This window comes from Micromonospora profundi, from assembly GCF_011927785.1.
Lineage (GTDB): Bacteria > Actinomycetota > Actinomycetes > Mycobacteriales > Micromonosporaceae > Micromonospora > Micromonospora profundi.
In genome coordinates this window covers 2,290,168-2,304,123 of the sequence record NZ_JAATJK010000001.1, presented here as the reverse complement: position 1 = coordinate 2,304,123, position 13,956 = coordinate 2,290,168, and the positions used below count along the sequence as shown (strand labels likewise).

Sequence of the window (13,956 nt, the reverse complement as noted above, 5' to 3'; positions counted from 1 at the left end):
GTCAAGGGCTGTGGGGGTGGAAGGTGCCGTAGCGGCCGTTGTGGTGCAGCAGGGGTTCGGCGTCGGTCTGGGCGCGGGCGTGCAGTACCTCGCCGCAGAGGATCCAGTGGTCTCCGCCCTGGTGGATGGCGGTGGTGCGGCATTCGAGGACGGCGGTGGTGCCGGTGGCGAGGGTGGGCACCGTTGTGCGGCCGGTGACGATGGCGGCGGCGAGGTCGTCGAGGTCGCGGCCTCGGCTGGCGAAGGCTCGTGCCCAGGCGGCGCGGTCGGCGGCGAGGTAGTTGATGCTGAACCGGCCGGCCCGTTCGGCCAGCGGCGCGACGCCGGTCTTGGTGTCGACGGCGACCATGGCCATTGGTGGTTCGCCGGACAGGGATGTGGCCGAGGTGCAGGTGACGCCGGTGATGCCGCCGGGTCCGCCGGGTATGAGGAGGATCGCCACGGGCGCGGGTACGCGGCGGAAGGCGGCCCGGAACCGTGCGGGTTCGACGAGGCGGTCAGGGTTTGTGGGGTTCATGTGCCGCTCCCCTGTCGGTGCGGGTCAGCCAGAGGTGGTGGACGTCGGTGCGGGTGGTGAGGTGTGCGGCTGTGGGGCTGCCGCCGATCACGGCGGCTGAGGCGACCCAGTCGGCGCAGGCGCCGGTGCGGGCCAGGACTGTGCTCTGGGTGATGTCGGAGGTGGCGGGTCGGCCGGTGCGCGGGTCGATGAGGTGGTGGCCGTTGGTGCCCCAGCGGCGTTTGCCGATGCCGCTGGTGGCGACGCCGCCGTCGCGAACTCGCAGGACGTGGCCGTTGGGCAGGTTGACGGGCCAGCCGTCGCCGTCAGGGCCGGGGCCGCGGCAGGTGACGTCTCCCCCGACGCTGGCGGCGGAGTTGGGGCCGAGCCAGGTGACGATGTCGTCGGCCCACCGGCCCTTGGCGAGCGCGCCGACGTCGATGCCGTATCCGGGTGCGAGGCGGGCGGTGTCGCGGCGTAGTTCGAGCAGTTCGGCCAGGGGTGGCACGGGGGTGGGTGTCGTGGGTGGCGCGGTCGGTGGTGTGCCGGTGGTCCAGGAGCGGACGTAGCCGGCGGCGAGGAGCCGGGGCAGCATCGCGGCGTTCACCAGGTTGGCGCTGGCGGCGGCGACGGCCAGGGCGTGGCGGAGCATGGCGTGCAGGTCCGCGGAGACGGGGTGCCAGCGACCGGCGGCGGCGTTCAGGTGGGACAGTTCGCTGTCGGGGCGGAAGCGTGAGTAGCGCCTGTCGAGGGCGTGGAGTCGTCGCTGGACCTCGGCGAACGGTGTGGCGGGTGCGCCCTGGCTGGCGAGGGTCACGTCGCAGGTGAACACCGAGCAGGTGTAGCGCTGTGTGGGCGCGGTGGTCATGCGTGTGCTCCCTTCATCACCAGGTTTAACATGCTAAACATGATGATGTTTCGGGAGCAAGGGGCTGTCCAGGTGGTTCCCCGCCCGACCCGTCGTCGTTGACGGGTCGGGCGGGTCACCGTCGGCGGGCTACCGGCCCGCCGAGTCCCGGTCCAGCACCTCCCGGGCGCTGCGGGCGACCGCGGCGTCGATCAGCCGGCCGTCGGCGGTGACCGCCACTCCGGAGCCGCTGAGTTCGGCGGACGCCAGTCGGTCGACGATGTCGCGGGCCGCGTCGATCTCGGCAGTCGTCGGCGAGAACACCGCGTTCACGACGGGCACCTGAGCGGGATGGATCGCCGTGCGGCCGCGGTAACCCTGACGCAGCAACAGGCGGCTTGTCGCCTCGAGCCGGTCCGGGTCGCGCAGGGCCGTCTCGGTCGGGCCGACCGGCGGGGCCAGGCCGACCGCCGCGCACGCCAGGACGATGCGCGAGCGGTGCGGCCACAGCTCCTCCCGGTCCGGGCCGGGTTGCAGGCGCAGCTCCGCCGCGAGGTCCGCCTCGCCCAGGCCGAGACGCTCGACGCGGGGTGCGGCGGCCACGGCCTCGGCGTGCAGCATGCCGCTGGCCGTCTCCAGCAGCGCGAACACGGCTGTCGACCCGTGCGGGACGCCACTGTCGCGTTCGGCGTCGCCGAGCAGCCGGTGCACCTCGGCCAGCAGGTCGACGTCGGCCTTCGGCACGACCACACCAATCAGTCGTGGGCCGACCACCGCGGCGATGTCGGCGGCCGGCGTGTCCGCGTTGAGGCGTACCCACCACTGCACGGTGGCGGGGGCGTCGGCGAGGAACGCGCCGACGCTGGCCCTGGCGGTGGCCTTGTTCGCAGGTGCGACAGCGTCCTCCAGGTCGAGGATGCAGGCGTCGGCGCCCCGGGCAGCCGAGCGGGCCATCTTGTCCGGCTGGTCCCCCGGCACGTACAGGTAGCTGCGGGCGGTGGGCAGGGGCGCCCCGATGGCCGTCACGGGCGGGTGGGACGGGAGAGGTACCGGCCGCGCGGCTGCCCGACCAGGGCGCCGTCGCGCAGGATCTGCTCGCCGCGCAGGAACGTGTCGGTGACGCGAGCGGTCAGTTCCATCCCCTCGAACGGCGTGTACTCCTGCGTCGACAGCGAGTCGTCGGCGCGGACCGTCCAGGTGTGGTTCTCATCCAGCAGGCAGAAGTCGGCGTCCAGCCCTTCGGCGATGGCGCCCTTGGTGGCCAGGCCGTAGCGGCGCGCTGGCGCCCAGGAGGTCAACTCGGCGACGCGGGCGTACGACAGGCCGCGCTTGGAGCCCTCGCTGACCAGGCCGGGCAGCAGGTACTCGGCGCCGCCGAAGCCGGACTTGGCGACGAAGATGTCGTCGGCCGGCTCGCCGAACTTGGTTTCGGCGCGGCAGCAGGCGTGGTCGCTGACGACCCAGTCGAGGTGGCCGTCGAGCAGGTAGCCCCACAGCGCCTCCACGTCCTCGCGGGGACGCAGCGGCGGGTTGACCTTGCCGCCGAGGCCGTAGGCGGTGTCGATGTCGGCAAGCAGGTGGCCGATCGTCACCTCGCGGCGGAAGTCGACGTGCGGGAACGCCTTGGCCATGCGCAGCGCCGCGTCGACGGCCTTCGCCGAGGTCAGGTGCAGCAGGTTGATGGTGGGCAGGCCGGTCTCGTGGGCGAGGTAGGAGGCGATGCTGATCGCGAGGCCCTCGGAGTGCGGCGGCCGGGAGGCGCTGTAGGCGGCAAGCCCGGTGAGGGCGCCCTCCTCCTCGACGAGGCGGGTGTACGCCCGCATGATCTCGGCGGTCTCGCAGTGCAGCGACAGCGAGATCTCGTCGGCCAGGTCGGGGAACTGCTCGCGGGCGGCCTGCACGCCGCGCATGACGAACTCGAAGTGCGCGTAGTCGTAGCGGGCGTCCGGCGGGATCATGAGGAAGGAGCTCTGGTCGGTGGAACGGCCGTGCAGGCCGTGGCCGCCGTAGAACATGAACACCTTGAACGAGGTGACGCCGTGGTCGCGGATCAGCTCGGGGATCTCGTCGATGTGCTCGCTGGTCATGGGCGCGACGTGGAACGCGTAGTCGACGTAGGACTTGTGGTCGGTGGCGTTGCGCACCTCGGGGAAGAACTCGCGGTACGGTCCGCCGCGGTTGAGGTAGTACTGCCCGGTGCGGATGTAGTTGATGGCGGAGGTGACGCCGCCCTGCGCGCAGGCGCGGCTCTCCGTGGCGGTGTCCTCGGCCAGCGGGTGGTAGATGCCCCAGTGCTGGTGGGCGTCGACGACGCCGGGGAAGGCGAGCTTGCCGCCGCCGTCGACGACGGCCTTCGCGCCGGTCGGGTCGATCTTCGGGGCGAGGCGGGCCACGCGGCCGTCGCGGACGGCGATGTCCAGCGCCGCCGGTTCGGGCTGGTCGTGCCGCACCACTCTGACGTTTTTCACTACGAGGTCGAAAGGTTCCACTGTGTGCTCCTGTGTTGGCGGACAGCGAGTCGGTGCCGGCGTCAGTCGGCCTGTAGTCGGGTCAGTGGGAGCAGCAGGTCACCGACGTCGGTGACGTCGGCGAGGCCGAGTACCGCGGCGACGACCTGGTCGGCGGTGTCGGAGTCGACACGTCCGGCGACGTTGTCCCGGAACTTCAACGCCAGTTCCGCGTCGGACAGGGGTCGCTGCGGGCCGCCGCGGTTGGTCAGCACCTCCTCGCGCCAGGTCTGCCCGTCGTCGGTGCGTACCGTCACGATGGCCGGGAACTGGTGCGGGAAGATCGTGTTGCACTCGTCGTCGGGGACGACGTCGACGCGGGCCATCAGTGCCCGGCGCTGCGGGTCACGGGCCAGGTCGTCGGTGAAGTCGCCAAGGCCGAGCCCCAGTCCCCCGCCGCCGAGCAGGCCGGCGACGACGGCGTACGGGCCGCTGAACTGCGCCTGGTAGCCGGTTTCCGGTGCGCGTTTGGTGGTGATCGGCTCACCGATGGTGCGGATCACCGCTGCGGGTACCCGCAGTTCGATGTGGGTGATCCGGTCCACGGGCACGCCCGCGGCGCGCAGGGCCAGGCCGGCGTCGATGGCCGCGTGGGTGAAGTGGTTGGCGGGGTACGGCTTGAAGAAGATGTCCGGCACCGCCCACCGCTGGCCGAGGCCGTCGGTGATCTGGTCGTGGTCGGCTTCGCCGCGCAGGAAGGCGGTGAAGAAGCCGAAGCGGCCCTCCAGGACGGTGGGTGGCCCGGTGAAGCCGCGTCGGACCAGGTCGGCGGCGGTGACGGCGCTGTGGGCGGCCCAGCCGCAGTGCAGCCGCTTGACAGTGCCGCCGGTCCGGTTGGCCTCGATCACCCCGGAGGCCATGGAGGCGGTGACACCGAGGACGTCCAGTAGGCCGTCCTCGTCCAGGCCCAGGAGCATGCCGGCGGCCACGGCGCCGCCCATCGCGCCGCAGATGGAGGTGGCGTGCTGGCCGTGCTCGAAGAACACCGAGTTCTTCAGCGCCGGGTCGTAGCCGGCCATGCCCAGCCGTACCGTCGTCTCGATGCCGACGGCCACGGCGTTGGTGAGGGCCGCGCCGTCGGCGCCGGCGGCCTGGGCGGCGGCCAGGGCCGCCGGGACGACGGCGGCGCTGGGGTGCAGCACCGAGGGCAGGTGGGTGTCGTCGTAGTCCAGCGAGTGCGCCAGGACGCCGTTGCCGAACGCGGCCTGCGCCGCGGGCACCGCGTCGGGTAGCCCGACGACGTGGGCCTGGGCGCGTCCGCCCTGGTCGGCGACGAACTCCAGGGCGGCGCGGCTGGTGGGCAGCCGGTGCGCGCCCACGCACAGGCCGAGGATGTCCAGGACCCGTTGGCGCACGCTGGCGGCGACGCGCTCGGGCACCGGCTCGTCGCCGGTGCGGGCGGCGAACGCGGCGAGTTGCCGGGCCAGGGTCTGCTCAGACACGGGCGACCACGGCCAGAGGGCGCACGGGTGAGCCGGTGGCGCCGAAGATGGCCAGCGGCGACAGGACGAAGAGGAACTCGTGGACGTTGTCGGCGGCCAGCTCCTCCAGCGCCATCGTCTCGATGATGTAGACGCCGCGTTCGACGAGCAGCACGCGGTGGGCGGGCAGGACGCTGTGCCCCGCGCCCGGTGGCAGGCACTCGAAGGCGATGGTGTCGGCCCCGACGGCGTGGACGCCCTGGTCGGCAAGCCAGGTGGCGCCGGCCTCGCCGACTCCGGGTACGCCTGTGGTGTGCCCGATGTAGCGGGTGCGGTCCTCGTGGTCGAACAGCCTGCCCCAGCCGCTGCGGACCAGCGCCACGTCGCCGGGGCGCAGCGGGGTGCCCTGCCGGTCGGCGGCTGACGACAGGTCGGCGGGGGTGATCTCGTATCCGGGCTCGCAGCCGTCGGGCAGGCCCAGGGCGGCGGGGACGTCGAGCAACACGCCGCGGCGCACGATCGGGGCGATGGTGTGCGCGCCCAGGTCGGGGTAGCGGCCGCCGCGGCCGGCGTCGGCGGCGTCGGAGCCGTCGAGCAGCCGGCCGTCCTGCGAGACGTGGGAGAACGCGTCGATGTGGGTGCCGACGTGGGTGCCCATGGTGATGATGTCGTTGGCGGCGGAGCCGCCGTCGGGGCGTACCGCGTCGCCGTGCCGGCGGGGCAGGGCGTGCCAGAACGGCGGGTGGTTCGGCGACTGGGGCATGCCGATGGTGAGGCGGCGGCCCAGGTCGTACACCCGGACCCCCGCCTCGACGGCGGCCAGGAGCGCGGCCGTGCCGGCGTCGCTGGTGATGTTCGTTGTGGTCACGACAATCCTTAATCGGTGGTGACGACCGTCAGGCCACGATCTCCCGCGAGCGCAGCTCCGCGACGGCGTCGGGAGCGCAGCCGAGTTCGTTGACGAGGAGGTCGTCGGTGTCGGCGCCGAGCGGCCGGCCGGTGAAACGGATCCGGCCCGGTGTGTCGGACATGCGCCACAGCACGTTGTGCATGAGGACCTCGCCGAGGTCGGGGTCGGGGACCTTGACGACCATCTTGGCGGCCTGGACGTGTTCGTCGGCCACGATGTCGCGGGCGGTGTAGACGGCGGCGACGGCGGCGCCGGCCTCTTCGAAGGCGCGCATGACCTCGTCGCGGGTGCGCTCGGCGATCCACCCGCCGACGTACTCGTCGAGCAGGTCGGCGTGCGCGGCGCGTTGCCGGCCGGAGGCGAACCACGGCTCGTCGATGACCTCGGGGTGACCGACGAGGCGCAGGACCCGCTCGGCGATGGACTGCGCGCTCGTGGACACGGCGACCCAGTCGCCGTCCTTGGTGCGGTAGGTGTTGCGGGGGGAGTTGTTGGTGGACCGGTTGCCGTGCCGGTGCTCGACGACGCCGAGCTGGTCGTAGACGGTGGGGCCGGGGCCGACCGCCATCATGATCGGCTCCAGCAGGCTCATGTCGACGACCTGGCCCTTGCCGCCGTTGCGGTCGCGGGCGAACAACGCCGTCATCGTGGCCGACGACGCGGCGATGCCGCAGATGCTGTCGGCGAGGCCGAACGCGGGCAGCGTGGGCGGGCCGTTCTCGTCGCCGGTGAGGTGGGCGAAGCCGCTCATCGCCTCGGCGAGGGTGCCGAAGCCGGGTCGGCTGGCGTACGGGCCCTGCTGGCCGAAGCCGGAGATGCGCACGATGACCAGGCCGGGGTTGACCTCGTGGAGCTTCTCGGGGCCGATCCCCCACCGCTCCAGGGTGCCGGGGCGGAAGTTCTCCACCAGCACGTCGGCGGTGGCGGCCAGGCGCAGCAGCAGGTCGGCGCCCTCGGGCGCGGACAGCTTGAGGCCGAGGGTGCGCTTGTTGCGGGAGATCTCCTTCCACCACAGCGGTACGCCGTCCTTGGCGTGGCCGTGTCCGCGCATGCTGTCTCCGGCAACGGGGTGTTCGACCTTGATGACGTCGGCACCGAAGTCGCCGAGGATCTGGCAGCACAGAGGGCCGGCCAGGATCGTCGAGGCGTCGATGACGCGGAGTCCGGTCAGCGGTCCGTCGTGCACTGGGCCTCCCCAACTCAGTCCGTTCGCTTCAAACGAACGGTGTTTCGCTCAGCAGAATAGGTTGGAATACAGTTCCAGGTCAACGGCGACGCGCTCCGTCATCCCTGCTGGACAGGCCCGTCGGCGTCACCGCGTCGGGTCAGCCGACCGCGCAGGACCACAGCGGCGGCCACCGCGGACCCGGCCGCGACGAACGCGCCGGCAGATGCCGAGAACGTGTCGCCCAGCCAGCCGTGCAGCATCGCGGCGCCCGGCCGGATACCGAGGAAGCACATCGACCACAGCGCCATCACGCGGCCGCGCACCGCGTCGGACAGCCCCTCCTGCATGGTGGCGTTGACGTCGCTGACAGCGAGCAGGTAACCGGCCCCACCCACGGCGATGCCGACGGTGGCCAGCACCGGTCCCGGGCTCACCGCCAACACCGCCATCCCCACGGCCAGCGCGGCCACACCGACCGCGCCCGTCTTGCCGCTGCCCACCGTGCGCCGCAGCCGGCCCACGAAGATGGCGATCAGCGCCGAGCCGACGCCGAAGAAGGTGATGAAGACACCCACCAGCAGGTCACCGCCGCCGAAGCTCTCGGCGAACAACGGCGACAACGTGTTGATCGGCTCCATCGCCAGGCCGATCAGGGCCACGGCCACCAGGCATCGCACCAGCACGGGCCGGTGCCGTACGTAGGCGACCCCGCCCAACACGCCCAGCCGGCCCCGCGCGCCGGCAGCCGGTTTCGGTAGCCGCACACCGCGCAGCGCCAGCGCGAACGCCAGGAAGCTTGCGGCGTTGACGGCGAACGCCGTACCGGCGCCGGCCACCGCGTACGTGGCCGCCCCGGCCACCGGGCCGATGGCCCGCGACAGGTTGAACGTCAGCGAGTGCAGGGCGATCGCCTGCGGCACGTCGGCGCGGCCCACGATATTGGGCACCAACGCCTGCGCGGCCGGACCGGTGATCGCCTGACCCACCCCGGACAACCCGATGAACGTGAGCAGCAGCCCCGGGTTCAACGCGTCCAGGAAAGCCAGCAGCGCGAGCACCGCCGCGGCGGAACCGCCGAGCGTCTGCCCCACGATGATCAGCCGCCGCCGGTCGACACGGTCGGCCAACGCCCCGATCACCGGGGCGAGGACCAACTGCATGGCGAACTGCAGGGCGGTGACCAGACCCACCATGAACGCCGAGCGGGTCAGCGCGTAGATCGTCAGGATCGCCGCGACGTTCTGGAACCACGTGCCGGTGTTCGACGCCAGCGACCCGAAGAAGTACGGGCCGAAGCGGCGGTCCCGCAGTAGCGCGAGACCGCCGCGGCCTCTCTCGTCGGCTGGCGCGTCGACCGGTGACCCGGTCGGGCGGTCAGCCTGCCGCACCAGCGCCTCCCATGCCGTACCCCTGCGGGGTGCCGCCGGTCAGCGAGGTCCACACCGACTTCGAGCGCAGGTAGAGCCGGGCCGCCTCGGTGCCGTTCTCGCGGCCGTACCCGGACAGGCCGACACCGCCGAACGGCACCAGGTCGGACATCACCCGGTAGGTGTTGATCCACACCGTGCCCGCCCGCACCTGCCCGGCGAACCGGTGTGCGCGGGCGATGTCGGCGGTCCAGATGCCCGCAGCCAGGCCGAACTCAGTGTCGTTGGCCAGCCGCAGCGCGTCGGCGTCGTCGCGGAAGGACGACACCGCGAGGACCGGCCCGAACACCTCCTCGCGCAGCAGGCGGGCGTTGTCGTCCAACCTGTCGAACACCGTCGGCGCCACGTAGAAGCCGTTGCGCAGCCGCTCGGTGTCCGGCAGCGTGGCCTGCGCGACAAGCCGACCCACGCCGCTGGACTCGGCGATGAACGCCGCCGTCTTGTCCCGCTGCACGGCGGTGATCTGCGGACCCAGGTCCGTCTCGGCGTCGAACGGGTCGCCCACCCGCAGTGACCGCACCCGCTCGGCCACCCGGTCCAGCACGTCGTCGTAGATCGACTCGTGCAGGACCAGCCGGGAGCCGGCGATGCACATCTGCCCGCAGGAGGCGAATACGCCCAGCACCACTGCGTCTACGGCCTGGTCCAGGTCGGCGTCGGGGAAGAGGACCTGCGGCGACTTGCCCCCCAGCTCCAGCGCCACCGGGGTCAGGTTGGCCGCCGCCGACCGGGCGATCGCCTTGCCGGTGTCGTGGTGGCCGGTGAACACGATCAGGTCGACGTCCGGGTGCGACACCAGTGCCACGCCGGTCTCCCGGCCACCGGGCAGCACCCGTACCAGCCCGTCGGGCACGCCCGCCTCGGCCAGCAGGCCGGCCAGCCGCAGGGCCGTCAACGGCGTCTCCTCGGCCGGCTTGAGCACGCAGGCGTTGCCGAAGGCGAGCGCCGGGGCGATCTTCTTAACCGCGAAGAAGAACGGCACGTTCCACGGGATGACACCGGCGACGACGCCGTGCGGCTCGGGCACCGTGTAGGTGTGGTACTCCGGACCGACCGGGATGGTCTCGCCCCGTACCTGCTCGGCCCAGCCGGCGTAGTAGCGGAAGCTGTTGGCGGCCCGGATCGCCTCCCGGCGGGTGTCGCTGAGGATCTTGCCGGTGTTGCGGGTCTCGGTCTCGGCCAGCTCGTCGATGCGGGCCTCGATGAGGTCGGCGACCGCGTGCAGGATCCGGCCACGGTCGCTGCCGGTGCGGCGGGCCCACGCCGGCTGGGCGGCACGCGCCTCCCGGACGGCGGCGTCCACCTCGGCAGGCGAGGCGGGCGCGATGTGGGTCAGGACCCGGCCGTCGATAGGCGAAACGACATCAGCCATCGGTGTTCCCTTCGTCGTGAGCCGGGCGTGCCCGGCGTGCCGGGTCCATCGACCCGGTGAGATGCTCGGGCACCCAGACGTCCAGCACGGCCGGGACGCGGTCGCGCGCCACCGCCGTACGGGCCCGGTCCAGGGCCGCGGTGAGGTCGGCCGCCCGCACCACCTGCTCCCCGTAGCAGCCCTGCGAGCGGGCGTGCGCCGCGAAGTCCGGCGACGGGGTGAGGTGGCCGCCGAGCACAGTGGGTTCGGTGACGGCCAGGCCGTCCGGGTAGTGCGCGGCAAGGGTGGTCGTGCCGGTGCGGTAGCCGCCGTTGTTGACCACCACGGTGACCACCGGCGCGTCGTGCTGCTGCTGCAACCACAGGCACGAGTCCGGCGAGCCGAACAGGTACGAGCCGTCGCCGGTGACCGCCACGGCGTGCGCGCCGCCGGCGGCCATGCTGGCGCCGGTGGCCGCCGCCACCGACCAGCCGAGGCTGGACCCGCCCTTCTCGAAGAGGGTTCCCGGCTTCGTCCGGCGAACCGGCGCGGTGTCGAACACCTCCCAGGTCAGCAGGTCGTCGGGGCGCAGGTGCCGGTCCAGGGCCGCGGCGATCAGCGCGGGCGTGGGAGCACCGGAGACCGCCGCGTTGCCACCGGCAGGTCGCGGCGCGGCGGCCGGCGGCCGTTGCCGCCGCCGGCGTACGGCGTCGGCGTCGCCCGGTCCGGCCGCGCCGACCTCGGCCAGCACGGCGGCGAGGAACGCCGCCGGGTCGGCGGTGGTACGCGCGTCGGCGCGCAGCTCGTACAGCGGGACGCGACCCTCGATCGGGTCGGGTCCGGCCCAGCCGATCCACGCGTCCTCGTGGGGACGTTCCACGGCGGGCATCCACGGCACCGGATGGTCCAGCACGACGATGACGTCGAACTCGTCCAGTGGCGCGGTGGTGTGCCACGGGTTGTCGTCGGGCAGGTTCATCCGGTAGCGGGTGGCGCGTACCTCCACGCCGAGGGTGTCGGCCAACTCGGCCAGCAACGTCACGGCGTGCGGGTTGACGCCGACGCGGTCGGTGACGATGACGGGCCGTCGGGCGGTCGTGAGGCGGCGGGCCACCTCGCTGACCACACCGTGGTCGCCCGGTCCCAGGGTCGGGATGCCGAGCCGTTGGGCGCTGGGGACCGGGTTGCCGACCGGGATCGGGTGCCGGCCCACCTCTTCGGGCATCGCCAGGTAGACGGGGCCGCGCCGGGGCGCGAGGGCGACCTGGAAGCCACGCGCCACCACCAGGGCGGCGTCGTCGAGGGCGGACAGCTTGTAGTCCCACTTGACGTACTGCCGCACGATCGAGCCCTGGTCCCAGCGCTGCTGCTTCCAGAACACCGGCGAGTTGCGCGACTCGGCGCGGGTGGGCGGATAGCCCGACATGATCATGATGGGGTGGTCGCCCCACATGGCGTTGTGGATGGCGCCGCCGTGGTGCAGCAGGCCGAGGTCGGCGTGGGCAGCGGTCATGGAGGGCTGGCCCGTGACCATCGTCTCGCCCATCGCCGCGGTGAGGGCGACGTGTTCGTGGGGGCAGGTGATGATCTGGGGGGTCGGCTCGCCCTGGTGCCGGGCCTGCGCGCTGGCCTCCTGGAACGAGGTCAGCTCGGAGCCGCTGTTGAACCACAGCCGTCGCACACCGCTGGCCGCGGCCGCCGCCAGGACCGCGGAGGCGGCGCTTGCGGCGGCCGGGCCGCCGGTCACAGGTTCCTCGCGCGCTCGAGGTAGCTGCGGTTGATCAGTTTGTCGATCGGCGCCGCGGACTTCACCAGCTTGGCCTTGACGAGGCTCTCCTGACCCTTGAGCCAGGTCTGCTCGTTCATCTCCAGGGCCTTGTCCGGGCCGGCAGCCAGCCAGCTCTCCACCAGCAGTGGCAGCTCGGCACGGGCCTGGGCCGGGTCGGCCTCCGGGTTGTACTTGCGCAGGTCGTTGATGACCTGATCCCAGTTCGCTTCCTTGCTGGCGTAGTCGATGGCCTTGAGCACGCCGGCGAGGAACTTCACCGGCATGTCGCTGCCCGACTCGACCATCTTGGCGCTGGTGTTGTACGAGTCCGACGGCATCGGTGCGAAGTCGTCGGTGCTGAAGAAGACGACCTCGCCGACGTCCTTCTGGATGGTGGCCCGGTCGGTGTTGACGCAGATCCACGCGTCCACGTCGCCTTTGCGGGCCAACTCGTACGCGGCGGTGCCGACACCGGTGACCGGACGCTTCACCGACTTGGGGTTGACCCCCGCGTTGATCAGCATGACGTCGAGCAGGTTCTCGGTGGCGCCACCGGTGGAGACGATGCCGCAGGTGCGTCCGGCCAGCTCGGCGGGGTTGCGGATCGGCTTGTTCGGCAGGGACACCACCTCGAACTGCGACTTCTGCCGCACGCTGGCGATGCTGACGAACGGCGCGTCCTCGTTGGCCACCGCGATGATCGCGTTGATGCCGTTGGCCCGGGTCAGGTCGGCCGAGCCACCCAGCACCGCCTGGATGGCGGTGGCGGTGCCCTGCCCACCCTTGATGTCCAGGGCGAGGCCGAACTCGGAGAAGAAGCCGCGCTCCTTGGCGACCATCGTCTCCACGAAGCTCAGCGTCATGCCGGAGGCGGTCATGTACGAGCCGTTGAGGCTGCCGTCGGCGTTGACCTTGTCGTCGTCGCCGCCACAGCCGGTGAGCAGCAGGGTCATGCCACCGGCGGTGGGCAGCAGAAGCCCGGCGGTGGTGCTGGCCCGAAGGAACGAACGCCGCGAGACCGGCGCGCCAATGGAACGGTCGTTTCTCATGAAGATCTCCCGGTGCGGAGGAGGGGGATGAAGGTGTGCGACGGAGAAAGGCAAGGCGTGACCTGCCCGCGCCGCGTCGCGGCGCCGACCAGGGATCGGGTGTGGGAGGAGCGGACCTGTCAGGGGGTACGGCGTGGCTGCACGGACTCGTGCCAGGGGATCAGCAACCGGCGGGCGCCGGTCACGATGCTGTAGAGGGTGAAGCCGAACAACGCCATGATCAGGATCGCGCCGAACAGTTTGTCGACCTGTAGGCCGTTCTGGAGGTTGACGGCGTACCGGCCGAGGCCCTTGTCACCGCCGAGGTACTCACCGACGATCGCGCCGATGGTCGCCTGGACGACCGCAAGCTCCATGCCGGCCAGGATGAACGGCATCGTGTACGGCAGGTCGGCCCGCCAGAACCGCTCCCAGCGGGACGCCTTCAGCGTCGTCATCAGGTCGTGCATCGAGCTCGGAACCGAACGGACGCCGAACGAGGTGTTGATGAGCAGCGGGAAGAACGCCAGCAGCGCCGCCATGACCACCTTGGACGACGGGCCGAAGCCCAGCCAGAGGATGAACAGCGGGACCAGCGCGACCTTCGGCACCACCTGGGTGGCCACGATGAACGGCCGGGCGATGCGGTCGAACAGCGGCGACTTGCCGATCATCAGGCCGAGCCCGACGCCCAGGACGATGGCCAGCGCCAGACCCATGATGACCTCGTAGAAGGTCGTCCAGATGTGGGTCTGCCACACGAACGGGTCGGTGATCTGCTCGATGAAGGACTTGAACACCGCCTCCGGCGCCGGGAGCACGAACCGGGACAGGTCCGTGACCTCGACGTAGACCTTCCAGGCGACCAGGAACAGCGCGATGAGCAGAGGGCTGGTGTAGAAGGACAGCCAGCGGTTGTTGCGCAGTCGCTGCGACAGCGTCAGCGGCGGGGGGCGTAGCTGTTCCGCGGTGGGCGACGTCGGCGCCGGGTGGCGCTGATCTGTAGTGGTCACGTGCGACACCTCAGTTGCTG

General features: G+C 71.8%; 12 protein-coding genes. All 12 read right to left on the bottom strand.

The features are described 5' to 3' along the window. Position 1: 1 nt before the first annotated feature. The 12 genes from F4558_RS10155 to F4558_RS31510 all read right to left on the bottom strand — a co-directional run bounded on the left by F4558_RS10155 (position 2) and on the right by F4558_RS31510 (position 13,936). A complete protein-coding gene (locus tag F4558_RS10155; RefSeq protein WP_167943869.1) occupies positions 2-517 on the bottom strand; it encodes a flavin reductase family protein in 516 nt (171 codons plus the stop codon). After that, entirely contained in the window at positions 498-1,364 is an 867-nt protein-coding gene (locus F4558_RS10150) for an FAD:protein FMN transferase (protein ID WP_167943868.1), read from the bottom strand. The genes F4558_RS10155 and F4558_RS10150 overlap by 20 nt, the downstream gene beginning before the upstream one ends. Positions 1,365-1,493: 129 nt before the next feature. Continuing rightward, positions 1,494-2,369, bottom strand: coding sequence for an HpcH/HpaI aldolase/citrate lyase family protein (locus F4558_RS10145; RefSeq protein ID WP_167943867.1), 876 nt, complete (start codon positions 2,367-2,369; stop codon positions 1,494-1,496). After that, complete coding sequence (locus F4558_RS10140; protein ID WP_053661104.1) at positions 2,366-3,832, bottom strand: dihydroorotase; 1,467 nt, start codon at positions 3,830-3,832, stop codon at positions 2,366-2,368. Before F4558_RS10140 ends, F4558_RS10145 begins: the two co-directional genes overlap by 4 nt. A 41-nt stretch (positions 3,833-3,873) precedes the next feature. After that, entirely contained in the window at positions 3,874-5,292 is a 1,419-nt protein-coding gene (locus F4558_RS10135; RefSeq protein WP_167943866.1) for an MmgE/PrpD family protein, read from the bottom strand. Next, positions 5,285-6,139 carry a cyclase family protein gene (locus tag F4558_RS10130; RefSeq protein WP_167943865.1) on the bottom strand — a complete coding sequence of 285 codons (855 nt, stop codon included), beginning with the start codon at positions 6,137-6,139 and terminating at the stop codon, positions 5,285-5,287. The genes F4558_RS10135 and F4558_RS10130 overlap by 8 nt, the downstream gene beginning before the upstream one ends. Before the next feature lie 28 nt (positions 6,140-6,167). Continuing rightward, on the bottom strand, positions 6,168-7,367 hold the full coding sequence (locus tag F4558_RS10125; protein WP_053661110.1) for a CaiB/BaiF CoA transferase family protein: 1,200 nt from the start codon (positions 7,365-7,367) through the stop codon (positions 6,168-6,170). Positions 7,368-7,465: 98 nt separating this feature from the next. Beyond that, the gene (locus tag F4558_RS10120; RefSeq protein WP_167943864.1) at positions 7,466-8,737 is read right to left on the bottom strand and encodes an MFS transporter; all 1,272 of its coding nucleotides are present in this window, start codon (positions 8,735-8,737) and stop codon (positions 7,466-7,468) included. Beyond that, positions 8,724-10,148, bottom strand: a complete 1,425-nt coding sequence (locus tag F4558_RS10115; RefSeq protein WP_167943863.1) for an aldehyde dehydrogenase family protein — start codon at positions 10,146-10,148, stop codon at positions 8,724-8,726. Before F4558_RS10115 ends, F4558_RS10120 begins: the two co-directional genes overlap by 14 nt. Continuing rightward, positions 10,141-11,874: a thiamine pyrophosphate-dependent enzyme gene (locus F4558_RS10110; RefSeq protein ID WP_167943862.1), complete on the bottom strand. Its 1,734-nt coding sequence runs from the start codon at positions 11,872-11,874 to the stop codon at positions 10,141-10,143. Before F4558_RS10110 ends, F4558_RS10115 begins: the two co-directional genes overlap by 8 nt. After that, positions 11,871-12,944, bottom strand: coding sequence for an ABC transporter substrate-binding protein (locus tag F4558_RS10105; RefSeq protein ID WP_053661119.1), 1,074 nt, complete (start codon positions 12,942-12,944; stop codon positions 11,871-11,873). Before F4558_RS10105 ends, F4558_RS10110 begins: the two co-directional genes overlap by 4 nt. 119 nt (positions 12,945-13,063) lie before the next feature. Next, the gene (locus F4558_RS31510; RefSeq protein WP_053661411.1) at positions 13,064-13,936 is read right to left on the bottom strand and encodes an ABC transporter permease; all 873 of its coding nucleotides are present in this window, start codon (positions 13,934-13,936) and stop codon (positions 13,064-13,066) included. Positions 13,937-13,956 lie beyond the last annotated feature (20 nt).

What these genes read in the sequence shown, in the direction of transcription:
- F4558_RS10155 (WP_167943869.1), bottom strand. Translation starts at nt 517, where the DNA reads ATGAACCCCACAAACCCTGACCGCCTCGTCGAACCCGCACGGTTCCGG.
- F4558_RS10115 (WP_167943863.1), bottom strand. Translation starts at nt 10,148, where the DNA reads ATGGCTGATGTCGTTTCGCCTATCGACGGCCGGGTCCTGACCCACATC.
- F4558_RS10105 (WP_053661119.1), bottom strand. Translation starts at nt 12,944, where the DNA reads ATGAGAAACGACCGTTCCATTGGCGCGCCGGTCTCGCGGCGTTCGTTC.
- F4558_RS10150 (WP_167943868.1), bottom strand. Translation starts at nt 1,364, where the DNA reads ATGACCACCGCGCCCACACAGCGCTACACCTGCTCGGTGTTCACCTGC.